Source organism: Bartonella sp. AC158YNML, assembly GCF_042196725.1.
GTDB lineage: Bacteria > Pseudomonadota > Alphaproteobacteria > Rhizobiales > Rhizobiaceae > Bartonella.
On record NZ_JBHIQU010000009.1, the window covers coordinates 1 to 23925 of the forward strand.

17 protein-coding genes, 1 tRNA gene and 1 pseudogene are annotated in these 23925 nt (G+C 38.5%); 15 read left to right on the forward strand and 4 right to left on the reverse strand.

Annotated elements, in window-relative coordinates:
- Window positions 1-104 precede the first annotated feature (104 nt).
- The 12 genes from ACFIM1_RS06230 (at window position 105) to ACFIM1_RS06285 (ending at window position 16172) form a co-directional block, all read left to right on the forward strand.
- Window positions 105-180 (forward strand) — tRNA-Trp (locus tag ACFIM1_RS06230).
- 201 nt (window positions 181-381) lie between these two features.
- The gene (secE, locus tag ACFIM1_RS06235) at window positions 382-594 is read left to right on the forward strand and encodes a preprotein translocase subunit SecE (protein WP_375608518.1); all 213 of its coding nucleotides are present in this window, start codon (window positions 382-384) and stop codon (window positions 592-594) included.
- 20 nt (window positions 595-614) lie between these two features.
- Window positions 615-1145 carry a transcription termination/antitermination protein NusG gene (gene nusG / locus ACFIM1_RS06240; protein ID WP_375608519.1) on the forward strand — a complete coding sequence of 177 codons (531 nt, stop codon included), beginning with the start codon at window positions 615-617 and terminating at the stop codon, window positions 1143-1145.
- A 149-nt stretch (window positions 1146-1294) separates the two neighbouring features.
- Window positions 1295-1723: a 50S ribosomal protein L11 gene (gene rplK, locus ACFIM1_RS06245; protein WP_273723157.1), complete on the forward strand. Its 429-nt coding sequence runs from the start codon at window positions 1295-1297 to the stop codon at window positions 1721-1723.
- A 4-nt stretch (window positions 1724-1727) separates the two neighbouring features.
- Window positions 1728-2432 carry a 50S ribosomal protein L1 gene (gene rplA / locus ACFIM1_RS06250; protein ID WP_375609516.1) on the forward strand — a complete coding sequence of 235 codons (705 nt, stop codon included), beginning with the start codon at window positions 1728-1730 and terminating at the stop codon, window positions 2430-2432.
- A 358-nt stretch (window positions 2433-2790) separates the two neighbouring features.
- Window positions 2791-3309: a 50S ribosomal protein L10 gene (gene rplJ, locus ACFIM1_RS06255; protein WP_375608521.1), complete on the forward strand. Its 519-nt coding sequence runs from the start codon at window positions 2791-2793 to the stop codon at window positions 3307-3309.
- 101 nt (window positions 3310-3410) lie between these two features.
- Window positions 3411-3782: a 50S ribosomal protein L7/L12 gene (gene rplL / locus ACFIM1_RS06260; protein WP_012755028.1), complete on the forward strand. Its 372-nt coding sequence runs from the start codon at window positions 3411-3413 to the stop codon at window positions 3780-3782.
- Window positions 3783-4070: 288 nt separating this feature from the next.
- Window positions 4071-8222, forward strand: coding sequence for a DNA-directed RNA polymerase subunit beta (gene rpoB, locus ACFIM1_RS06265; protein WP_375609517.1), 4152 nt, complete (start codon window positions 4071-4073; stop codon window positions 8220-8222).
- Between the two features lie 169 nt (window positions 8223-8391).
- Window positions 8392-12603 carry a DNA-directed RNA polymerase subunit beta' gene (gene rpoC / locus ACFIM1_RS06270; protein WP_375608522.1) on the forward strand — a complete coding sequence of 1404 codons (4212 nt, stop codon included), beginning with the start codon at window positions 8392-8394 and terminating at the stop codon, window positions 12601-12603.
- Window positions 12604-13154: 551 nt separating this feature from the next.
- Window positions 13155-13541, forward strand: a complete 387-nt coding sequence (locus ACFIM1_RS06275; RefSeq protein ID WP_375608523.1) for a MerR family DNA-binding transcriptional regulator — start codon at window positions 13155-13157, stop codon at window positions 13539-13541.
- Between the two features lie 207 nt (window positions 13542-13748).
- Window positions 13749-14438: a nitroreductase gene (locus ACFIM1_RS06280; RefSeq protein ID WP_375608524.1), complete on the forward strand. Its 690-nt coding sequence runs from the start codon at window positions 13749-13751 to the stop codon at window positions 14436-14438.
- A gap of 342 nt (window positions 14439-14780) precedes the next feature.
- Entirely contained in the window at window positions 14781-16172 is a 1392-nt protein-coding gene (locus ACFIM1_RS06285) for an L-serine ammonia-lyase (RefSeq protein WP_375608525.1), read from the forward strand.
- Between the two features lie 1029 nt (window positions 16173-17201).
- Here ACFIM1_RS06285 and ACFIM1_RS06290 read toward each other — a convergent pair.
- Window positions 17202-17480, reverse strand: a complete 279-nt coding sequence (locus ACFIM1_RS06290; RefSeq protein ID WP_375608526.1) for a hypothetical protein — start codon at window positions 17478-17480, stop codon at window positions 17202-17204.
- Window positions 17481-17511: 31 nt separating this feature from the next.
- The gene (locus ACFIM1_RS06295) at window positions 17512-18858 is read right to left on the reverse strand and encodes a serine hydrolase (protein ID WP_375609515.1); all 1347 of its coding nucleotides are present in this window, start codon (window positions 18856-18858) and stop codon (window positions 17512-17514) included.
- 231 nt (window positions 18859-19089) lie between these two features.
- Here ACFIM1_RS06295 and clpS point away from each other — a divergent pair.
- Together clpS and clpA are read left to right on the forward strand one after the other, a co-directional pair.
- Window positions 19090-19460, forward strand: a pseudogene (gene clpS, locus ACFIM1_RS06300) (ATP-dependent Clp protease adapter ClpS).
- Between the two features lie 6 nt (window positions 19461-19466).
- Window positions 19467-21818: an ATP-dependent Clp protease ATP-binding subunit ClpA gene (gene clpA / locus ACFIM1_RS06305; protein ID WP_375609514.1), complete on the forward strand. Its 2352-nt coding sequence runs from the start codon at window positions 19467-19469 to the stop codon at window positions 21816-21818.
- 7 nt (window positions 21819-21825) lie between these two features.
- Here the strand turns inward: clpA and ACFIM1_RS06310 are convergent, their stop codons facing one another.
- Together ACFIM1_RS06310 and ACFIM1_RS06315 are read right to left on the reverse strand one after the other, a co-directional pair.
- A complete protein-coding gene (locus tag ACFIM1_RS06310; protein WP_375608529.1) occupies window positions 21826-22248 on the reverse strand; it encodes an HIT family protein in 423 nt (140 codons plus the stop codon).
- Between the two features lie 140 nt (window positions 22249-22388).
- Entirely contained in the window at window positions 22389-22850 is a 462-nt protein-coding gene (locus ACFIM1_RS06315) for a RidA family protein (RefSeq protein ID WP_375608530.1), read from the reverse strand.
- 145 nt (window positions 22851-22995) lie between these two features.
- Between ACFIM1_RS06315 and ACFIM1_RS06320 the strand changes: the two genes are divergently transcribed.
- The gene (locus tag ACFIM1_RS06320) at window positions 22996-23832 is read left to right on the forward strand and encodes a cell envelope integrity EipB family protein (protein ID WP_375609513.1); all 837 of its coding nucleotides are present in this window, start codon (window positions 22996-22998) and stop codon (window positions 23830-23832) included.
- The last annotated feature ends 93 nt before the right edge of the window (window positions 23833-23925 follow it).

Consider the following 23925-nt stretch of genomic DNA (forward strand, 5'->3'; position numbering starts at 1 on the left):
ATTCGTGAAGGTGGTCGTACTGTTGGTGCCGGTATCGTCTCTAAGATCATTGAATAAATAATGCTTGTTGAGTGCTTGTTAAAGGTATTTTAGTTTTAAGAATTAGGGGTATAGCTCAGTTGGTAGAGCGGCGGTCTCCAAAACCGCAGGTCGCGGGTTCAAGTCCTGCTGCCCCTGCCAAAGGGGAATAGGATTCAGATATGAGTTAGTAGATTTTTCTGCTTTTTTTGCTTTTTTTTATATGGGGCTTGTTTTTTTGTGTATGAAACTGTATTGAATAGAAAGTAAGAAAATTGCGTAAGTCTGGAAGTTGGCTTTTGCATTTTTTTCTATTTATTTTGTTGTATAAAACACAATAGGGCGAGAGAGAGTAGTGTGACGATGGCATCTAGAACCAATCCGATTACCTTTATGAAGCAGGTTTATGCAGAAACAGTTAAAGTGAAATGGCCTACACGTCGTGAGACGGTTATTTCTACTATTATGGTTTTGTTGGTAACTGCATTGGCTTCAGCTTTCTTTTTTATTGTGGATCAGGTTATGCATTTTGGTGTTTGGCGGGTTATTGATCTTCTGAAATATCTTTTTAGTTGAGAATGTAAGGAAGTGTGACTGTGGCAGCTCGTTGGTATATTGTTCAGGCATATTCAAATTTTGAAAAGAAAGTAGCGGAAGCTATTGATAAGGAAGCAAAGCAGAAAGGACTTGATCATCTATTTGAAAAAATTTTTGTTCCAACAGAGCGTGTTGTAGAAGTCCGTCGTGGACGCAAAGTTGATACTGAGCGAAAATTTTTTCCTGGTTATGTTCTTGTTTGTGCTGAATTAACAGATGAAGTTTATCATCTTATTAAGAATACTCCTAAAGTGACAGGTTTTTTAGGGTCGGATGCGCGTCCTGTTCCTATTTCTGATCGAGAGGTTGAAAAGATTCTCAAACAAGTTCAGGAGGGTGTTGATTCTCCAAAGTCCTCTGTGTTGTTTGAGGTTGGTGAACAAGTTCGCGTTGCTGATGGTCCTTTTGTTTCATTTAATGGAATTGTTCAAGAGGTTGAAGAAGAGCGCTCTCGTCTTAAGGTTGAAGTTCTTATTTTTGGGCGTCCTACGCCTGTTGATTTAGAATTTGGTCAGGTTGAAAAACTCTGATTAAACTTAGAGTAATTTTAATTACTTTAAGTAAGGAGTGGGAGGTGATTTATAGCTTTTGTCGGCTTAATGATCCGAACCACGTAACTGCAGCGGGTAGCAGGCAAAATAAATTGTCCGTATACCAGTGAAATTGAAGGCAGATTGTTATGGCAAAAAAAAGTATAGGTCAGCTCAAGTTGCAGGTCCCTGCAGGAGCTGCTACTCCATCTCCACCGATTGGTCCTGCTCTTGGGCAGCGTGGTATTAATATCATGGAATTTTGTAAGGCGTTTAATGCAGCGACACAAGAAATGGAAAAGGGGGCACCGATTCCAGTTGTTATTACGTATTACCAAGATAAATCTTTCACATTTTCTCTCAAGACGCCTCCTGTATCATTCTTTTTAAAGAAGGAAGCAAACCTGAAATCTGGCTCAAAAGAGCCTGGTAAAGTGTCTGTAGGAAGCATTTCTCGCGATAAAATTCGTTCGATTGCGGAATCAAAGATGAAAGATCTTAATGCAAATGACATTGAGGCAGCGATGCGTATGGTTGAAGGTTCTGCTCGCTCGATGGGTTTGGAAGTGGTGGGCTAGTATTATGGCAAAAGTAGCAAAGAGAATAAAAAATATCCGAAAAGATATCGATTTTAGTGAACTTTATGCTTTAAAAGATGCTGTTTTAATGGTTAAGGAGCGTGCCGTTGCTAAATTTGATGAAACAATCGAAATTTCAATGAACTTGGGTGTTGATCCTCGTCATGCTGATCAAATGGTTCGAGGTGTTGCTCATTTGCCTAATGGAACAGGAAGAAATATCCGTGTTGCCGTTTTTGCTCGTGGGGATAAGGCTGAGGAAGCTAAGGTGGCAGGAGCTGATATTGTGGGTGCTGAAGATTTGTTTGAAAGCATTAATAGGGGGGCGATTGACTTTGATCGTTGTATTGCAACACCAGACATGATGCCTCTTGTTGGTCGTCTTGGTAAGATTCTTGGTCCACGGAGTTTGATGCCCAATCCCAAAGTTGGTACTGTAACACTTGATGTTGCTGGTGCTGTCAAAGCGTCTAAGGGTGGTGCTGTTGAGTTTCGTGTTGAAAAAGCCGGTATTGTGCATGCTGGTATTGGTAAGGCTTCTTTTGGTGTTGAAAAAATCGTAGAAAATATAAAAGCCTTTGCAAGTGCAGTTATTAAAGCTAAACCGCAAGGTGCAAAAGGTGAGTATATTAAGCGCGTTGCTGTTTCTTCGACTATGGGGATTGGTGTTAAAGTTGATCCAGCAACAGTTCGTTCAGAGACAGTATAAGCTGATTTATAATTTTGTTTTGGGGTATGTGAACATCAAAATTGTATTTTAAATGCTGGTTTTGGTCGGTATTTAGCTATCTAAGCTTTATAGAGCTTAGGTTGTACCGGAAGAAATTCCGGAATATCCTGTCCGAGATTGTAGGTGATACTTTTAAGTATCTTAATCAAAAAAAGCCTGCATGAGACTGGGGTAAAAACTGAGAGTTAAAAGACTTAAAGGGTTTGAGCCAGGGTTGCCTTTGAGCGCTGTGCGTGAAAAAGGGGACAGGATCCTCATCGGTGACATGAAATATTTTATGTTATCAAAGGTAACCAACAGGTTTGTTTTAAGCAGATCTGTTAAATGGAGAGAGACAGTGAATAGAGCGGAAAAACGCGAATTTGTTACATGGCTTAACGAGGCTTTTCGGAAGTCTGGTTCTGTTGTTGTTGCACATTATTCCGGTCTGACAGTTTCACAAATGAACGATTTGCGTTCGAAAATGGGTGAAGCTGGCGGTGCCGTTAAAGTCGCCAAAAACCGTCTTGCTAAAATCGCTCTTCAGGGCACGGAATCTGAATCGATAGTGGATTTGTTTGCTGGACAAACACTTATTGCTTATTCAGAAGATCCAATCACAGCACCGAAAGTTGCTGTTGATTTTGCAAAAAGCAATGACAAATTTGTCATCCTTGGCGGTTCAATGGGTGCAACAAGTTTAAGTGTAGATGCTGTGAAGTCATTGGCTTCATTGCCTTCATTAAACGAGTTGCGTGCAAAACTTGTGGGTATGATTTCTACCCCTGCGACCCGTATTGCACAGGTTGTTAATGCTCCTGCTGGTCAGGTTGCACGTGTCATTGGAGCATATGCTCAGGAGGATAAGGCGGCTTAAGGCTGTTTGTATTCATGTTTATGGAAAAGCTTTAATGCTTTTCTATTTTTTTGGATAAGTTTTAATAATGGTTCAAATCTTTTAATTGAAGGAATTTAAAAATGGCTGATCTAGAGAAGATCGTAGAAGACCTTTCTAATCTAACCCTTTTGGAAGCTGCTGAGCTTTCTAAGTTACTTGAAGAAAAGTGGGGAGTTTCTGCTGCTGCTCCTGTTGCTGTTGCTGCTGTTGCTGGTGCTGCTGCTCCAGCTGCTGAAGAAAAAACAGAATTTGATGTTATTCTTGTTGAGGGTGGCGCACAAAAAATTAATGTTATTAAGGAAGTTCGTGCTCTTACTGGACTTGGTCTTAAAGAAGCTAAAGATCTGGTTGAAGGAGCACCCAAGCCTATTAAAGAAGGTGCTTCTAAAGAAGAGGCAGAGAAAATTAAATCCCAACTTGAAGCTGCTGGTGCTAAAGTTGAACTTAAGTAAATTTAATTTTATTGGCGAACATTTATGTTCGCCGATTTTCTTTCTTTTAATAAAGAAAGAAAATCGTGAGTAGAAAACCTTGTCCCAACGGTTTTGTCATAATAATGGGATAGGTTTTGATTACTCATCCTGTCATCATAGAGTCAAAGAGATAAATGGCTTATGTTGGTGGGGAAAGTTAATGATGCTCATTATTGGGTGTCAAGTGAACTGGTCTGCATATGCAGGTTAATGATATAAGGCTTTCAAGGTTGGTCTACCTTGAACAGTAAAGATCAAGGAGCGATGATGGCTCAGACTCTTGCAATGATGTCTCAATTCAATGGTCGTAAGCGGGTACGTAAATTTTTTGGTAAGATTCCTGAAGTGGCAGAAATGCCGAATCTTATTGAGGTTCAAAAAGCGTCATATGATCAGTTTCTCATGGTTGAGGAACCGGAAGGTGGGCGACCAGATGAAGGTTTGCAGGCTGTTTTTAAATCGGTATTTCCTATTTCAGATTTCTCCGGTACAGCTATGCTTGAGTTTGTTGGTTATGAATTTGATTTACCGAAATTTGATGTTGAAGAATGTCGCCAACGTGATTTAACTTATGCTGCACCATTAAAGGTCATATTACGTTTGATTGTTTTTGATGTTGATGAGGATACTGGCTCCAAAGATATCAAAGACATTAAAGAGCAGGGCGTTTATATGGGCGATATGCCTTTAATGACGACGAATGGTACCTTTATCGTTAATGGTACAGAGCGTGTTATTGTTTCCCAGATGCACCGTTCTCCTGGTGTCTTTTTTGATCATGATAAAGGGAAGTCGCATTCATCGGGAAAGCTTCTTTTTGCTGCTCGTGTTATTCCATATCGTGGTTCTTGGCTTGACATTGAGTTTGATGCTAAAGATATCATTTATGCGCGTATTGATCGACGGCGCAAGATTCCTGTTACCAGTCTTTTGATGGCCTTAGGTATGGATGCGTCGGATATTTTGTCAACGTTTTATGATAAAGTGACTTATGAGCGTGATGGACAAGGATGGCGTGTTCCTTATTCTGTTGATCGCTTTAAAGGAATGAAGCTTATTTCTGATCTTATCGATGCAGATAGTGGTGAAGTTGTTGCTGAGGCTGGTAAAAAGCTAACAGTTCGTACTGCGAAGTCTTTAGAAGAAAAAGGTCTCAAGGCGGTTAAAGTTAGCGAAGATGATTTATTAGGTTGTTATCTGGCCGAAGATATCGTCAATTACGAAACAGGTGAAATCTACCTTGAAGCTGGTGATGAAATTGACGAAAAAGTATTGAAAATTTTGCTTGATGTTAGTGCTGATCAAATCAATATTCTTGATATTGATCACATGAATATTGGAGCATATATCCGCAACACTTTAAAGGTGGATAAAAATGAAAGTCGGCAGGATGCGTTGTTTGATATTTACCGAGTAATGCGTCCAGGAGAGCCTCCAACAATCGATACAGCAGAAGCAATGTTCCATTCTTTGTTTTTTGATCCAGAGCGTTATGATCTTTCAGCTGTTGGACGTGTTAAGATGAATTTGCGTATGGATCTTGATTGTCCAGATACAGTTCGCATTTTACGTCAAGAGGATATTCTTGCTGTTGTTAAGATGTTGGTTGAATTGCGTGATGGTCGTGGTGAAATTGATGATATTGATAATCTTGGCAATCGTCGCGTTCGTTCCGTTGGGGAGTTGATGGAAAATCAATATCGCGTTGGTCTTCTTCGTATGGAACGTGCGATAAAAGAGCGTATGTCATCGGTTGAAATTGATACAGTTATGCCGCAGGATTTGATCAATGCAAAGCCTGCAGCAGCAGCAGTTCGTGAGTTTTTTGGGTCTTCACAATTGTCGCAGTTTATGGATCAAACCAATCCATTGTCGGAAATTACCCATAAACGCCGTCTTTCTGCTCTTGGTCCAGGTGGTTTGACTCGTGAACGTGCGGGTTTTGAAGTTCGTGACGTCCATCCTACGCATTATGGTCGAATTTGCCCGATTGAAACACCAGAAGGCCCGAATATTGGTCTGATTAACTCCTTAGCAACCTTTGCTCGGGTTAACAAATATGGCTTTATTGAAAGCCCATATCGAAAAATTATTGATGGTAAAGTCACAAAAGAAGTTATTTATCTTTCTGCGATGGAAGAAGCAAAGCATTATGTAGCTCAAGCTAATTCTTCATTAGATAGTGAAGGCCGCTTTATAGAAGAGTTTGTTGTTTGCCGTCATGCGGGTGAAGTTTTAATGGCGCCACGCGATCATGTTGATTTGATGGATGTTTCACCAAAACAGTTGGTTTCAGTTGCAGCAGCGCTTATTCCGTTTTTGGAAAATGATGATGCGAATCGTGCGTTGATGGGATCGAACATGCAGCGTCAGGCAGTTCCTCTTGTACGCGCTGAGGCACCTTTTGTTGGTACGGGAATGGAATCCGTTGTTGCACGCGATTCAGGAGCTGCTGTGAGTGCAAAACGTAGTGGTATTGTTGATCAGGTTGATGCGACCCGTATTGTTATCCGTGCAACAGAAGATTTAGATCCTTCAAAATCAGGTGTTGATATTTACCGCTTACAAAAATTTCAGCGTTCTAATCAGTCCACTTGTATTAATCAGCGTCCTCTTGTGCATGTCGGTGATAGGGTAGAGAAGGGTGATATCATTGCAGATGGTCCATCCACGGATCTTGGTGATTTAGCTCTTGGGCGGAATGTTCTTGTAGCCTTTATGCCTTGGAATGGATACAATTACGAAGATTCCATTTTGTTATCTGAGCGCATTGTTGCTGATGATGTCTTTACTTCGATTCATATTGAGGAATTTGAAGTTGCAGCACGTGATACAAAACTTGGTCCAGAAGAAATTACGCGTGATATTCCTAATGTTGCGGAAGAGGCGTTAAGAAATCTTGATGAAGCTGGCATTGTTTATATTGGTGCTGAAGTTCAACCAGGTGATATTTTAGTTGGAAAGATTACACCAAAGGGTGAAAGTCCTATGACGCCGGAAGAAAAGCTTCTGCGTGCAATTTTTGGGGAAAAGGCATCCGATGTTCGTGATACTTCTATGCGTATGCCACCTGGGACTTTTGGTACTGTTGTTGAAGTTCGGGTTTTTAATCGCCATGGTGTGGAAAAAGATGAACGTGCTATGGCAATTGAGCGTGAAGAAATTGAGCGTTTAGCAAAAGATCGTGATGATGAACAATCTATTCTTGATCGCAATGTTTATGCGCGCCTCACCGATATGTTGACAGGTAAAGTTGCTGTAGAAGGTCCAAAAGGCTTTTCGGGTAGCAAAAAGCTTGATAGCGCGGTAATGGGGCATTATCCACGATCCCAGTGGTGGCAATTTGCTGTTGAGGATGAAAAGCTTCAAAATGAAATTGAAGCTTTGCGTAAGCAATATGATGAATCAAAAGAAGCATTACAGCGTCGCTTTATGGATAAGGTTGAAAAAGTCCAAAGAGGTGATGAAATGCCTCCTGGTGTCATGAAAATGGTGAAGGTTTTTGTGGCTGTGAAACGCAAAATCCAACCAGGTGATAAGATGGCGGGGCGTCATGGGAATAAGGGTGTTGTCTCACGTATTCTTCCCATAGAAGATATGCCTTTTCTTGAAGATGGATCCCATGCTGATATCGTCTTGAATCCACTTGGTGTGCCTAGTCGTATGAATGTTGGACAAATTCTTGAGACGCACCTTGGTTGGGCATGTGCCGGGATGGGTAAGAAGATTGGCGATTTGTTAGAATTATATCAAGAAACTGGGGATATACTTCCTTTGCGCCAACGTATTGAAAACCTTATGCCTGATGATAATCATAATGAGCCAGTCCGTCAGTATGATAATGAAAGCCTTTACAAATTGGCTTTACAGATGAAGAAAGGGGTTTCAATTGCAACACCTGTTTTTGATGGAGCACATGAATCAGATATTAACATGATGCTGGAAGACGCAGGATTAGATAGTTCAGGGCAGGTTACACTTTATGATGGTCGTACGGGAGAGCCTTTTGATCGTCCAGTAACGGTGGGGTATATTTACATGTTGAAATTGCATCACCTTGTTGATGATAAGATTCATGCACGTTCTATTGGTCCTTATTCACTTGTTACGCAGCAGCCATTAGGAGGTAAGGCACAATTTGGTGGTCAGCGTTTTGGTGAAATGGAGGTTTGGGCACTTGAAGCTTATGGTGCTGCATACACTTTGCAGGAGATGCTAACAGTAAAATCGGATGATGTAGCTGGTCGGACGAAGGTCTATGAAGCGATTGTACGTGGTGATGATACATTTGAGGCAGGTATACCTGAGAGCTTTAATGTGTTGGTGAAAGAAATGCGTTCACTCGCTCTTAATGTGGAGCTTGATGATGCGCGTGAACTTATTGCACAGCGCGTATTGTCTGACACAGCAGAACAATAATTCAAGGAGCGCGCTGGAAAAAGGCTGCGCTCTGATTAATTTTAAAAGGTTCAAAACCTTATTAAGATACTGCAGATCATTTTTAAAAATAAATGTATTTTAAAGAAGATCTGTTATAAAATAAATGAGATATTACAACAGGTTCTAAGAATCTTTGAAGGAGAACAGCATGAACCACGAGGTCATGAATCTTTTCAATCCTCAAGCGCCAGCGCAGACATTTGACTCTATTCGTATTTCTATTGCAAGTCCTGAGAAAATTTTGTCCTGGTCGTATGGTGAGATTAAGAAGCCTGAGACGATTAATTATCGGACTTTTAAACCAGAGCGTGATGGTCTTTTTTGTGCACGTATATTTGGCCCTATTAAGGACTATGAATGTTTATGTGGCAAATATAAACGCATGAAATATAAGGGCATTATTTGTGAAAAATGTGGTGTAGAGGTTACTCTTTCGCGCGTACGTCGTGAGCGTATGGGGCATATTGAGCTTGCGGCGCCTGTTGCGCATATATGGTTTCTTAAATCATTACCAGGTCGTATTTCTACACTTTTAGATTTGACTTTAAAAGATATTGAGCGGGTTCTTTATTTTGAGAATTATATTGTAACTGAACCAGGGTTGACATCTCTTAAGCTCTACCAGCTTCTTTCTGAAGAAGAATATATGCTTGCTATTGATGAGTTTGGAGAAGATCAATTTACAGCTATGATTGGCGCTGAAGCTATTTACGAGCTTTTAGCTGGTATGGAGTTAGATAAAATTGCCAATGATTTGCGTCTCGAATTAGCTGAAACGACTTCAGAGTTAAAGCAGAAAAAATTGATTAAACGACTTAAGATCGTTGAAAATTTTCTTGAATCTGGGAATAAGCCAGAGTGGATGATTATGAAAACAATTCCGGTTATTCCACCGGATTTACGTCCATTGGTTCCACTTGATGGTGGGCGTTTTGCGACATCAGATCTGAATGATCTTTATCGACGTGTTATTAATCGTAATAACCGCTTGAAACGGCTTATTGAATTGCGTGCTCCTGGAATTATCGTGCGCAATGAAAAGCGTATGGTGCAAGAAGCTGTTGATGCATTGTTTGATAATGGACGGCGCGGGCGTGTGATTACTGGAGCCAATAAACGTCCGTTAAAATCTCTTTCAGATATGTTAAAGGGTAAGCAAGGGCGTTTTCGTCAAAACTTACTTGGAAAGCGTGTTGATTACTCGGGACGTTCTGTTATCGTGACAGGTCCTGAATTAAAATTACATCAATGTGGTCTTCCTAAAAAAATGGCTCTTGAATTATTTAAGCCATTTATTTATGCGCGCCTTGATGCGAAGGGATATTCCTCAACTGTAAAACAAGCAAAAAAGCTTGTTGAAAAGGAGCATCCAGAAGTTTGGGATATCTTGGATGAGGTTATTCGTGAACATCCTGTTTTGCTCAATCGTGCGCCAACATTGCACCGCTTGGGGATTCAGGCTTTTGAACCTATCTTGATTGAAGGAAAAGCTATCCAGCTTCATCCGCTGGTGTGCACTGCTTTTAATGCAGATTTTGATGGAGATCAGATGGCGGTTCACGTTCCGCTTTCTCTTGAAGCACAGCTTGAAGCCCGTGTTTTAATGATGTCAACCAATAATATTCTTCATCCAGCTAATGGAGCCCCCATTATTGTTCCATCACAGGATATGGTTCTTGGTCTTTATTATCTTTCGATTGTTTCTGAAAAAGAACCAGGTGAGGGAATGGCTTTTTCTGATATAGGTGAGCTTCATTATGCTTTGGAAAATAAGGTTGTAACGCTTCATACGAAGATTAAAGGCCGTGTTAAGGATATCGGTAAGGATGGAAAGGAAGTTTCTAAACTTTATGATACGACACCTGGTCGTTTGATTATCGGTGAGCTTTTGCCAAGAAATCCGAATATTTCTTTTGATATTGTCAATCAAGAAATGACGAAAAAGAATATTTCCAAAATGATTGATCATGTTTATCGGCACTGTGGACAAAAAGAGACGGTTATTTTTTGTGACCGTATTATGCAGCTTGGCTTTTCTTATGCGTGTCGTGCAGGAATTTCATTCGGTAAAGATGATATGGTTATTCCTGATAGCAAGTCGCGTTTAGTTGCGGAAACAGAAGCTTTGGCTAAGGAATATGAACAGCAATATAATGATGGTTTGATTACACAAGGTGAAAAATACAATAAGGTTGTAGATGCTTGGGGTAAATGTACAGATCGCGTCGCAGATGAAATGATGAAACGTATTCAAGCCATCGATTTTGATCCTAAAACAGGTCGTCAACGGCCAATGAATTCGATTTATATGATGTCGCACTCTGGTGCACGTGGTTCTGCTAACCAGATGAGACAATTGGCTGGTATGCGTGGATTAATGGCAAAACCATCCGGTGAAATTATTGAAACCCCCATTATTTCAAATTTTAAGGAAGGTCTGACGGTTAACGAGTACTTCAACTCAACTCACGGTGCGCGTAAAGGACTTGCTGATACTGCGTTAAAGACTGCCAACTCCGGTTATCTCACGCGGCGTCTTGTTGATGTTGCTCAGGATGCTATTATTTCAGCAGTTGATTGTGGTACAGCAAAAGGGCTTACCATGCAGCCCATTGTTGATGCAGGACAAATTGTTGCCTCTCTTGGGCAAAGAATTCTTGGTCGTACAGCGCTTGTGGATATTTTGCATCCCGTCTCTGGTGAGGTTATTCTTGAAGGGGGGGCAATGATTGAAGAAGCTGATGTCGCAAAGATTGAAGAAGCCGGAATTCAGTCAGTTCAAATTCGTTCTGCTTTAACGTGTGAAACACGTCTTGGTGTTTGTGCGAAATGCTATGGTCGAGATTTGGCGCGTGGAACACCTGTTAATCAGGGAGAAGCTGTTGGTGTTATTGCTGCTCAATCCATTGGTGAGCCGGGAACGCAGCTTACTATGCGTACTTTTCACTTAGGAGGAACTGCGCAGGTTGTTGATTCATCCTATTTAGAAGCATCCTATGAAGGTACGGTGGAGATTCGTAATCGTAATGTGGTTCGCAATTCTGAAGGCCATTTGGTTGTTATGGGGCGTAATATGGCTATCCTTATCAAGGATGAGTTAGGAAAAGAGCGCGTTGTGCATCGTGTTAGCTATGGTGCACATATTTTTGTTGATGATGGTGATATGGTTAAACGTGGCCAGCGTATAGCAGAATGGGATCCTTATACGCGTCCGGTTTTAACAGAAGTTGAAGGCTATGTGGGTTTTGAAGATATGGTTGATGGTTTATCTGTCACTGAAACAGCTGATGAATCTACGGGTATTACGAAGCGTTTGGTGATTGATTGGCGCGCTAATCCACGTGGTGCGGATCTCAAACCAGCCATTATTATCCATGAAAATAAAGAAGGTGAATCCATTGCTAAATTGTATAAAGGAGGTGAAGCCCGTTATATGATGTCAGCGGAAACTATTCTTTCTGTTGAGCTTGGTGCTCATGTTAAGGCGGGTGATGTTATTGCTCGTTTACCAATGGAAAGTGCCAAGACGAAAGATATTACCGGTGGTTTGCCTCGTGTGGCTGAGCTGTTTGAAGCACGTCGTCCAAAGGATCATGCGATTATTGCTGAAGTAAGTGGTACAATTCGATTTGGCCGTGGTTATAAGAATAAACGTCGTATTATTATTGAACCAAATGATGAGACTCTTGAGGCAGTAGAATATTTGATTCCAAAAGGTAAGTTGTTTCACTTCCAAGAAGGCGATCAAATTGAAAAGGGGGATTATATCCTTGATGGAAATCCAGCTCCTCATGATATTTTGGCGATTAAGGGTGTTGAAGCTTTGGCATCTTACCTTGTTAATGAGATTCAGGAGGTTTATCGTTTGCAAGGGGTTCTTATTAATGACAAGCACATTGAAGTGATTGTTCGTCAAATGTTGCAAAAAGTTGAAATTACTGAATCTGGAGATTCTGGTTATATTCCAGGTGATAACGTTGATCGTATTGAACTTGATGAAATCAATGATAATTTGATTGCAGAAGGGAAGAAACCCGCATCTGGTAATCCCATTCTTCTTGGAATTACAAAAGCTTCTCTTCAAACGCCTTCTTTCATTTCGGCGGCATCATTTCAGGAGACAACGCGTGTTCTTACTGAAGCAGCAGTTTCTGGTAAAATTGATACTTTGCAAGGACTCAAAGAGAACGTTATTGTCGGTCGTCTTATTCCAGCAGGTACAGGTGGTACGATTTCTCAAATCCGTCGTATTGCTGCAGTTCGTGATGATCTGATAGTAGATGAGCAGCGTAAGTCTAGTAATAACGAAGTGGCTAAAGCTATGTTGACAAATATGACAACTGAGGCAGTTGCTAAATAGTTTAAATACAACATCCACATACTATAAAAGCGTCTGAATAGAAATTTCAGACGTTTTTTATCTCAAGATGCAGAAATTGCATATTTTTCCTGAAAAATATAATAATAACAATTATAAGGTTGTAGTCGTTTCAAACATTCTGAGTAGTTTATTATTTGATAATGATACTGATTTTTTTTATTGCGTCATTTTAAAGTTTTTTTATTTTTGAGGACAGTATAGAAATTTTTTTCAAGATACATGAAGTCAAAAAGCCGTATTCCAAGAAAAAGAGTAGCTTATATGTAAGTTAAATAACGACTAATTTCGAATTTTAGGAAAATTTTTGATTGGATATCTTCTATAAAGATTTAAAAGGCCTTATAATAGATGATTAGCAATCTTTCCTGTCATCTAAAAAAATAATTAATTTTTTACTGTATAATACTTATTTGACAAGAATGTATTTCTTCATATTTTAGAATGCAGGAAAGGATAGAGTGCTGACTAAATTTTTATAAAAATAGACATATTTCTTATAATAATGTGATCTATAAAGACAGAATGATAAAATGTACGAATATTATTCAATTGGAGAGTTGACACGTGAGTTTTCAATAACAGCTCGAACTTTGCGTTATTATGAAGAAGAGGGACTTCTTGTCCCTTTCCGGCGTGGAAGTACACGGCTTTATACACAAACGGATCGTCATAAATTAAAACAAATACTGCGTGCTAAAAGAGTTAAATTTTCGTTGTCTGAAATATCTGATATGTTGGCTATGGTTGGAAAACCACCTGATGATGAGAAAAAACTTAAGAAATTAATTGCAGGAATTAATAAAAAACGATCTGATTTAAAGAAGATGCAACGTGATATTGATGATCTTCTACAGGATTTAGAACACATTGAGGAGACTTTTTTTGAGAGCTTAGCAGAGTTGGGGGTTAATCGTTGATTGTGAGATTTATTTCATCTGCTTTTAGGAAATTTCTTTTCTATTAAAAGAGATAGCCATCAGTATTTCTAATGGGATTTTTTGACACTGCGTGAAATGTGTAAATCATTTGAAGAAATAGAGGGTGTGAAAAAGTAGAAAAGGTATTTTCACACTATATTGTCCTTGATAGGAAAAAAAATATTTTTCATAGAGAAAGAAAAGACAATGGCAGTTTCTTCTATTAGTGTTTTTCAATCTATTTTGTCGCGAAAGTCAATTCGAGCTTTTACCAACCAGCCAGTTAGTTTGGAAACAATCAAAAAAATCTTAACACTTGCAGCACGTGCACCATCTGGAACCAATATTCAGCCATGGCAAGTGATTGTGCTTACGGGAAGTGTATTACAGAAAGTAGGGCAAGAGCTTTCACAACTTGTTCTTTCGGGTGTAAAAGGGGAGCGTGAATATAATTATTATCCACGTCAGTGGCGTGAGCCTTATATTTCAAGGCGTAGAAAAGTTGGTTTGGAACTTTATCAGAGTCTTGGAATAAAAAAAGGAGATGAAGAAAAAATGCTTCATCAAAAAGCACGAAATTTTTTATTTTTTGATGCACCTGTAGGACTCTTATTTACAATGGATCACGACATGGAAATAGGGAGTTGGCTTGATTTGGGTATGTTTATGCAGACCATTATGTTAGCAGCACGTGGATTTGGATTGGATACCTGTCCCCAAGCAGCTTTTGCTGATTATCATAAACAGATTCGTACGCTTTTATCTGTACCTTCTGATCGGAATATTATCTGTGGTATGGCACTTGGTTATCGCGATATGAGTGCTCCAGAAAACAATTTTGAGACAGAACGAGAACCGTTAGAAAACTTTGTACGTTTCATTGAAGCATGTCCATAAAATATTTTATATCATTAAGCATATACTTTGAAGAACTTAGTGCATTATGAAAAATATGCTTGGTAGAAATTTTTCATTCTTATTAAATCATGATGTTGCATATTAACACTTATTTTACTACGTTCGCAACATTGATAGAGAGGTGACTCTAAGGGCATTGTTCGTTTTGAAGGTTGGCTAATGGAAAGCACTATAGAAAGAGGGTGTTGGGTGGTAGCAAGTCGAGCAACATTCGTGTTTATTGCTGTCATTTTTTTACTCTATCTCGCAATTTGATTTTAAACGGGACAAACGTTATAGAAAAGCGTATACTCAGACCATGTTGGAGTTTTGAGGTGGTATGTGTTTTTATCTGTTTTTGAACTTTTTAAAATTGGTATTGGTCCTTCTAGCTCACATACGATGGGGCCGATGACTGCGGCTAATATGTTTTTGCAAAGGATAAGAGATTTTTCTCAGTTATCTGATATTCAAGTTTCTCGTATACGTGTTTATCTTTATGGTTCTTTAGCTTTCACAGGTATTGGTCATGCGACAGATAGAGCTATCATATTAGGACTTTTAGGAGAAAAAGCTTCTACTGTTGATCCTGATGACATGGGATTCCTGTTAGAAAAAGTTATACGTGAAAAAAAAGTGCAACCAGAAGGCCATCCCGTTTATCAGTTTGATTTGCAACGTGATCTTATTTTTGAACGAAAGAAAAACCTCCCTGGTCATACGAATGGACTAGCATTTGAAGGGCTTGATACTGATGGGAATGTTCTTTTGCGGCAGATTTATTATTCTATTGGTGGTGGCTTTATTGTAACTGAGGATGAATTAAGACACATGAATGGTAATATAGAATCAGAAGTGTCTGAGGTGCCATATCCATTTGATTCTGCTCGTACAATGTTATCAATGGCAGAAAAATCAGGACTTTCAATTGCTGAAATGAAGCGCTTAAATGAAGAAATAAAAATAGAGCGTTCTTCTCTTGATGCTGGGCTTGATGAAATTTTTTCAGCGATGACAAATTGCATTAATAGAGGTCTTTCACAAGAAGGTGAGTTGCCTGGTGGATTACATATTCCAAGGCGTGCTAAAAAGCTGCATGATACGCTTTTGGAAAATCAAAAGAAAAATTGCAATTATCCACTTTGGGCAAATGATTGGCTTTCGGTATATGCTATAGCAGTCAATGAGGAAAATGCAGCAGGTGGTCGTGTTGTTACAGCACCAACAAATGGGGCTGCTGGTGTTGTCCCAGCCGTTTTGCGTTACTATCTTCAGTTTAATGATGGTTCAGATCGAAAGGGAATACATAATTTTCTATTAACGGCAGCAGCTATTGGCGGTGTTATCAAACATAATGCCTCTATTTCTGGTGCAGAAGTTGGGTGTCAAGGTGAAGTTGGAACGGCATCTTCAATGGCTGCAGCAGGGTTAACCGCGGCGTTAGGTGGAACACCAGCTCAAATTGAAAATGCAGCGGAAATTGCGCTTGAACATCATTTAGGAATGACGTGTGATCCTGTTGCAGGTCTTGTACAAGTTCCTTGTATTGAGCGTAATGCAATGGGGGCTGTTAAGGCGGTAACGGCTTCTTCTCTTGCATTACATGGTAATGGAAATCATTTTGTTTCTCTTGACGCTTGTATAGAAACAATGCGCCAGACTGGTCATGATATGAGTGAACGCTATAAAGAAACAAGTAAAGGTGGCCTCGCAGTCAATGCAATATCTTGTTAAGAGCTGGACACTCTTCAATCCATAACTGAACTATTGTGAGAGGGATGGCCTTTTTTTCCTGATAAAGCTTATATTTTTTATTACTGATAAATCAACATTCAAATTTAAATTCAGCAGCATGCTTGAGATAAATTTGAGATGGGTTCAGTGCTTTTTAATGAGTCGTGGCTTTTTGCGTGCAAGATTGGAGGGAGAGTATTGCTTCTATCTGTTTAATTTGTCTCTGAAAGGGAAAAGCAGTCTAATTTGGAAAAATAAAAAAGCGTCAAGTAAAATTAGTGGTCAACCTGCCATTACTTTTTTTCTAGGTTTTATGGCCTTTAAAAGTTTTCATAGAAATATCTTTTAAGTAAGAGAAGATTATGCCTTGGTATCTAAGGTAAATTTGTTTTAAACCTGAACTATTATGATGAGATGCAAGAGAGCTTTAAAGATTTTAGTTTTTTAGAAATGAAGATCTTTTGGGCATCTGGTATGGTGAAAAAATATCTTGAAAAGAAACCTCTCTCAATCTGAAATCTATTTCACAACGGTACATATAAATAGTATAATGTAAAGTTTCTATGAATGGTATAAAGTCTATAGAGCATAAGCATCTTTATTTATAAAGGGAGCAAAACGAGCACTATCATTCTTTTTTCAGCTCTCAATGTTATAACGAAAACTCTTGGGACTTAAGACTCTTTATAAAAGGCGTTTTTACGTTTTTTCATCGATAGTATTTGTATTTTAAAATTGCTTTGCGTGTTGGAGTTTAAAAAGCTTAGGAAATTTGTACAGCGTTTATGTTATAGGGTGCATTGAAGCGTTATGAAGGATAATTTTTGATATTAAATCAAAAAGTGAAGAAATATCTGGTATTTTTGTGCTCTAAAAAATGGTTTGATTGGAAGCTTGAAGGTGTCTCTAGGGATAGTTGGAAAAGCCGTTAGAACAATTCCTCCGACTTGAGAAAAAAGCACGACTATCAAAGGATTTTTAAAATTCTAGATAATAATACAATAATTTTTTGAGAGATACCCTGTAGAGTTAAATATTTGTTGCTCCTAGACAGATTTTAATAGGCACATTACCAGTTTGACTTGCAACGCGTAAATGAATGCGTACAGGAGGCATTGTGAGACGACGATTACGCATTATTTGACAAATAAGAAGATTAACAAGAGATTGTGTATCTAATGCAGTTGAATTATATTTTAAACCAGTAAGTCTTGCAGCAGCATCGTGAAGAGAACGCAATGAAAGGAAGGATGATTGCTTCAATAAGATTTCATTTTCATGGAATGCAGCAAAAGCATTATCTGTCATAATACTATCCTAACGCAGAATTCAAAAACTTTTAGTAGACTACAGTATAGCAGTTAAAATTTGCTTTCTTTAATGTAGAACAAGCATCAAAAGCAGATTTTTTTGATTGAAACCCCGTAAATCGTGCTCGGTAATAACGCTGCCCATTTTTTTCAAACAGTTGCATATGTGAAGATGCATCCTTTAAAGCAGAAAAAGCTATATTTTTTGCTTTTAAAAGCAGAATTTTTGCTTGTTCTTGATTGAGCAGGGAACCAATTTGGATAGCCCATCCGGCGTTTGTGGACAAAGAAGCCGTTACAATTTTATGTGCCTCAACCGGTATAGCTTTTTGAGGGTTAGGTATTGGTATAATTACTTTATTTACAGCAGTTATTGCTATATTGGAATTTTTAGGTTGTTCTGCAAATGCTGTTAACATAGTCGAAACTTCATCATCAAAATTACTTGGCACAGCTTTAATGGTCGGTATAGGGGTATTTGCGCCAGTGGGTAAGTGATAGTGTATAGAGGTCAAACGTTCACCACTTTTCATTTGGCTTGCTTTTGGCAAATATTGATTTAATAAGCTAGCCATATGCTCATCACGTGCAATAGATGATTTACCTCCCATAACAACAGCGACGATAGAACGCCCCTCAAGACGCATCGAAGTTGCTAAATTAGAACCTGACATTTGTGTGTATCCTGTTTTAATCCCATCGACACCTTTCATTATTTTTACGAGTTTATTGTGGCTGTTAATCGTATGCCCACGGAAATTAAAACTTTTTATTCTAAACAATTTATATTGTTTTGGAAAATTTTTCCTTAAGGCTAATGACAAAGTGGCTATATCTCGTGCGGTAGAATAATTGTGCACGTCTGGAAGCCCTGAAGCATTTGCGAAACGTGTATGTTTCATACCAAGTTTACGAGCTTTTGCTGTCATCATTTGAGCGAATTTTTTCTCACTACCCCCAAGATACTCTGCAATGGCAGCAGCAACATCATTTGCCGATCTTGTAATGAGTGCTTTAGCTGCTGCTTCTGCAGAAATTGTTTGACCTGCTTTAAATCCAATTTTTGTCGGTGGACGCATTGCAGCATAATGTGAAACAGGAATTGGTGTATTTGGTGTTACCCGACGCATCTGCATAGCTTCAAAGAGGAGGTATAATGTCATCATTTTTGTTAAAGAAGCAGGGTAACGCTTCAATGTTGCATTGGCTTGAAATAGAGTTTTTCCTGTAGTGGCATCTATAACAATAGCAGCATACTTATCAGGATAGGCTCCTTGAGGTGTAGCTGATGCCCAACAGTGAGAAAAAGCTAACATAACAAAAGAGATTGCTATTTTTTTATAGCAGCGCATAATTTTTTGATAGTTAATATACACTTGCAGTATCCTATTTCTCCATTTATCCTAAAAAAACTCTATAAAGCTTCCTTTTCTGTAATTTGTTGATGCAGTTTAGACGAATGGTATTACTAATTTGTTTACAGAAGTTATTTTATGAGTGACTTAAATCTAACCATAGGGGGGAAGTTTTTTTCTTATAAAACAGGTATTGCAATAATTATGAAAGAACTTAAAATTGATAAAAAATACGCTGCATGGAAAACGATCATGGAACAAACGCTCACCGTGGACTCTATACCTCATATTATGCATTATGAAAAGGGCAAAAATTGGGAGGAAGGTAGGTATGGTGCGGTTGTAATACCTAAGGCTAGAGCAAAACTCCAAAAACCTAAATTATATCGCGTTTTTTTACTCAATGATGATTACACACCTATGGATTTTGTTGTTTTCATTTTGAAGAACTTTTTTAAAAAAGTTTCGAAGAAGCAACACGGATTATGTTAAATGTTCATCACAATGGGATAAGCGAATGTGGAACCTATACTTATGAAGTCGCTGAAATGAAAATAGTACAAGTGAGGGAATGTGCACGTCAAAATGAACATCCGTTACAGTGTGTAATGGAACAGAAGTGAGGAATTATGCCATCTTTTACACCTAGTCTTGAAGAGGTTTTGCATCGTGCATTAACAATTGCCACTCAAACACGACATGAATATGCAACATTAGAGCATCTTCTCCTTGCCCTGTTAGATGATGCTGATGCAAATTCCGTTATTCAGGCATGCCAAGTAGATGTAGAAGAATTACGAGAGCGCTTAACCAATTATCTTCGCTCAGAGCTAGATGAACAGATTAGAGCTGATGAGGATACAAAGCCTACAGATTTTTTCCAGCGTGTTATACAACGCGCGGTGATCCATGCTCAATCTGCTGGAAAAGATGAAGTATCGGGAGCAAATGTTCTTGTGGCAATTTTTTCTGAACGCGAAAGCCATGCAGCATATTTTCTTCAAGAGATGGGAATGACACGCTATGACGCTGTACGTTTTATTTCACATGGTATCACGCGTGATGATGGATTATCTATGTTACTTGAAGGACTTGAAGAGCAATTAGATCAGCAGATTTCGGACAATAATGAAAGGGTAACAAGTGCTTTAACGAGTTATTGTGTTGATCTCAATTGTAAAGCACGTAATGGGAAAATTGATTTATTAATTGGCCGTGAAATAGAAATTTCACGCATGATTCAGATTTTATGTCGCAGGTCAAAAAACAATCCGCTTTTGGTTGGTGATCCTGGAGTGGGGAAAACCGCTATAATTGAGGGATTGGCAAAGCGCATTGTTGATGGGCAGGTGCCTGAAGTTTTATCAAATGCAACAATATTTTCTCTTGATATGGGGGGGCTTGTTGCTGGTACACGTTATCGAGGTGATTTTGAAGAACGCTTAAAGCAAGTTATTAAAGAGTTTGAGCTATATCCAGATGCTATTTTATTTATTGATGAAATTCATACCTTAATTGGAGCAGGAGCGACATTAGGGGGAAATATGGATGCAGCAAATCTTTTGAAACCTGTATTATCTTCTGGAACTATGCGATGTATTGGTTCGACGACTTATAGAGAATATCGCAAATTCTTTGAACAAGATCGTGCTTTAGAGCGTCGTTTTCAGAAGATTGATATTAATGAACCTTCTGTTACAGATGCGATTAAGATTTTGCAGGGGATGAAGCCTTATTTTGAAGATTTTCATCAGATTAAATATACAGATCAGGCGATGAAAGCATCTGTAGAATTATCTTCACGTTATATAATTGATCGTAGGTTACCTGACAAAGCAATTGATATTATTGATGAAAGTGGCGCAGCACAAAAGCTCTTGCCACAAAAACAGCGCAAAAAGAGTATAGGTGTTAAAGAAATTGAAGCGACTGTTGCTAAAATTGCAAGGATTCCACCAAAAACAGTTTCTCGGGACGATCAAAAGACACTGAGTAAGCTTGAAAAAGAGCTCAAGCAGGTTGTCTATGGGCAGGATCAGGCAATTTCCGTATTAGTTTCGTCAATTAAATTGGCGAGAGCAGGTTTACGCGAACCAGATAAACCGATAGGAAGTTATTTATTTTCAGGACCAACAGGTGTAGGAAAAACTGAAGTTGCAAAACAGCTTGCCTCATCTTTAGGCATTAAATTATTGCGTTTTGATATGTCAGAATATATGGAACGGCATACGGTAGCGCGCTTAATCGGAGCACCTCCAGGTTATATAGGATTTGATCAAGGTGGTCTCCTTACCGATTCAGTTGATCAGAAACCTCACGCAGTTCTCTTGCTCGATGAGATTGAGAAAGCACATCCAGAGTTATTTAATATTTTATTGCAGGTAATGGATTATGGTAGATTAACAGACCATAATGGCAAGAAAATTGATTTCCGCAATATTATTTTGATTATGACAACCAATGCTGGTGCTTCAGATATGGCAAAATCAGCTATTGGATTTGGGAAAGTACATCGTGATGGTGAGGATATAGAAGCAATCAATCGACTCTTTACACCAGAATTTCGTAATCGATTAGATGCAATTATTCCGTTTGCGCCTTTATCTCACTTAATCATTAATCAGATAGTGCAAAAATTTATTTTTCAGCTTGAAGCACAATTAGCTGATCGGGGGATTGGTTTTGAATTAAGCCCTTCTGCAACTTTATGGCTTTCCAATAAAGGATATGATTCTCAGATGGGAGCACGCCCACTAGGGCGTGTTATACAAGAATATATTAAAAAGCCATTAGCTGATGAAATTTTATTTGGAAAGTTACGCAATGGTGGAATCGTTCACGTATTGACAGAAAAATCAAATGGCGAAAAAGAAAGATTACAGTTAAAAATTTCATCTCCCGATGTATCTGTTGGTTCAAAGAAAAGTAAAATGAAAAATTTTACAAAAAAACGTGCAGGAAAGAAAAGCACAACAATTTAAGAGCATGTTACAAGGCTGCGCGGATTTTTTTTGCATTTTCTTCAAGTATTTCTATAGGTGTTATCACATCATTATGAGGGGTAAGTTCTACTCCTTCCATACGCGGTATAATATGGAAATGGAGGTGATAAACGGTTTGTTGGCTCGCTGCTTCATTAAATTGCATGACAGTTATCCCATCTGCTTGAAAGGCTTTTTTGACGGCATTTGCAATTTTTTGAACAGCTTTAATAACAGGAAATAATGTTTCAGTATCTGCATCAAGCAAGTTTCTAGAGCCTTTTTTAGGAATGACCAGCGTATGACCTGGTGCCTGTGGCATGATATCCATGAATCCAATAACATCATTATCTTCATAGACGCGAACAGAAGGGATTTCATTGCGAATCAATTTAGCAAAAATATTGTTATTGTCATAAGCTTGTTTCATACAAATGTTTCCTTTTATTATAGGTTTAGAATTTTAATTTCAAAACAAAAAAGTGCAAGTTTTATCAAAGTTATAAGACAAAGAAGTATTTTGGATTCAGTTATATTTAGCTAGGGTGATGCACTGTCTTTAATGAAGATTTAGATTTCTATGATGGCTTCAACTTCTACAGGAACATCCATGGGAAGAGAGGCAACACCAATAGCAGAACGAGCGTGCTTTCCAATTTCACCAAGAATATTGACAAATAAATCAGAAGCTCCATTGGCAACAAAAGGGATATCGGTAAAATGAGAATCTACCGCCACAAAAACAGTAATTTTTACCATGCGTTTTATTCTATTTAAGTCACCCAGAGTTGCTTTGAGTTGAGCGAGAATATTGAGAGCGCAAGCTTCAGATGCTTTTTGGGCTTGTTCGACATTCACAGTTGTACCAACTTTACCGATGGCTATAGGTTTTCCATTAATAAGAGGGAGCTGTCCAGAAATAAAGAGTTGATTACCACTTTGCGAAGTGGTGATGTAATTGGCAAGGGGGGGGATTACTTCAGGAAGAGTGATACCGAACTTTTCTAGGTTTCTTTCAATTCCATTGGTCATAATTTAAACTCCATAGCTGTTCTATAATACATTCATTGCATACCCTATTTTTTGATTTAAGGAAATGTGTGGTTAATTGAGAAATTAGCCTTTTTTGCCTTATTGTATGATGTTATGCAACGGGGATAGAGTTTGGAAGTTGGGAATGATAAGATCATTATTTATAATAATTTTATATATTGTTTTTGTATGTACTGCGAGAGCTGAAGAGCCCATTTTTATTGTGCCTCATCGAGCAATTTATGATTTTCATCTCGATAACGTTTCGCATGAAATGACAATTTCTGGGATGACAGGGCGAATGGTTTACGAGCTTACTGGTTCGGTATGTCAGGGTTATAATACACGTTTTCGTTTCATTAGTCGTATGAACATTGAAGGTATGCCGGTACGTTTAACGGATCAACAGACGACGAGTTATGAAACAGGGGACAGCCGTACATTTCGTTTTGATATTACAGATCAAGAGGGAGAAGAGGTTGCGCATCGTGCTGAAGGGGTCGCAGAGCGCACTCTGGATGGTATTACAGTTACATTAAAAAAGCCAAAAGAAAAAGAGTATAAGCTTGCAATGGCTGAATTTCCAGTAATGCAACTAAAAAATATTATTCGCCATGCAAAAGCAGGGCATCATTTTTACAATGTTACGGTATTTGATGGGACGAATAAAGCAGATAAAGTTATAAAAGAAAGTGTCGTTATAGGGGAAAAAAAGGCGCTTTTATCTGATAGCGAAACGGAAAAAATGAAAAAATTGGATGAAGAAAAATATTGGCCTGTTACAATCTCTTATTTTGATGATGAAGAAAATAAAGATGGTTTGCCGATTTATCGTAGCAGTTTTCTCTTACATGAGAATGGTGTTATGCGTGATCTTCATATGGATTATGGAACTTTTTCTGTGCGTGCCAAATTGAATAGTCTCGAATTCCTCGAACTTGGAAAAGATCTTGATCAATGTGAAAATGCAAATATTAAATGATTGAAGAAAATGACTTGAAAAAGAATCAAATAATAGTATGTTTGCACTATTCCACACGCGGAGTTTGGGTGTTTGCAAATAGTCTGTGAGAAG

Coding starts and splice junctions, on each gene's coding strand:
- secE (WP_375608518.1), top strand. CDS start 382: ATGGCATCTAGAACCAATCCGATTACCTTTATGAAGCAGGTTTATGCA.
- ACFIM1_RS06315 (WP_375608530.1), bottom strand. CDS start 22,850: ATGACCAATGGAATTGAAAGAAACCTAGAAAAGTTCGGTATCACTCTT.
- ACFIM1_RS06275 (WP_375608523.1), top strand. CDS start 13,155: ATGTACGAATATTATTCAATTGGAGAGTTGACACGTGAGTTTTCAATA.
- clpA (WP_375609514.1), top strand. CDS start 19,467: ATGCCATCTTTTACACCTAGTCTTGAAGAGGTTTTGCATCGTGCATTA.
- ACFIM1_RS06320 (WP_375609513.1), top strand. CDS start 22,996: ATGATAAGATCATTATTTATAATAATTTTATATATTGTTTTTGTATGT.
- rpoC (WP_375608522.1), top strand. CDS start 8,392: ATGAACCACGAGGTCATGAATCTTTTCAATCCTCAAGCGCCAGCGCAG.
- rplA (WP_375609516.1), top strand. CDS start 1,728: ATGGCAAAAGTAGCAAAGAGAATAAAAAATATCCGAAAAGATATCGAT.
- rplK (WP_273723157.1), top strand. CDS start 1,295: ATGGCAAAAAAAAGTATAGGTCAGCTCAAGTTGCAGGTCCCTGCAGGA.
- ACFIM1_RS06280 (WP_375608524.1), top strand. CDS start 13,749: ATGGCAGTTTCTTCTATTAGTGTTTTTCAATCTATTTTGTCGCGAAAG.
- ACFIM1_RS06310 (WP_375608529.1), bottom strand. CDS start 22,248: ATGAAACAAGCTTATGACAATAACAATATTTTTGCTAAATTGATTCGC.
- rplL (WP_012755028.1), top strand. CDS start 3,411: ATGGCTGATCTAGAGAAGATCGTAGAAGACCTTTCTAATCTAACCCTT.
- ACFIM1_RS06290 (WP_375608526.1), bottom strand. CDS start 17,480: ATGACAGATAATGCTTTTGCTGCATTCCATGAAAATGAAATCTTATTG.
- rpoB (WP_375609517.1), top strand. CDS start 4,071: ATGGCTCAGACTCTTGCAATGATGTCTCAATTCAATGGTCGTAAGCGG.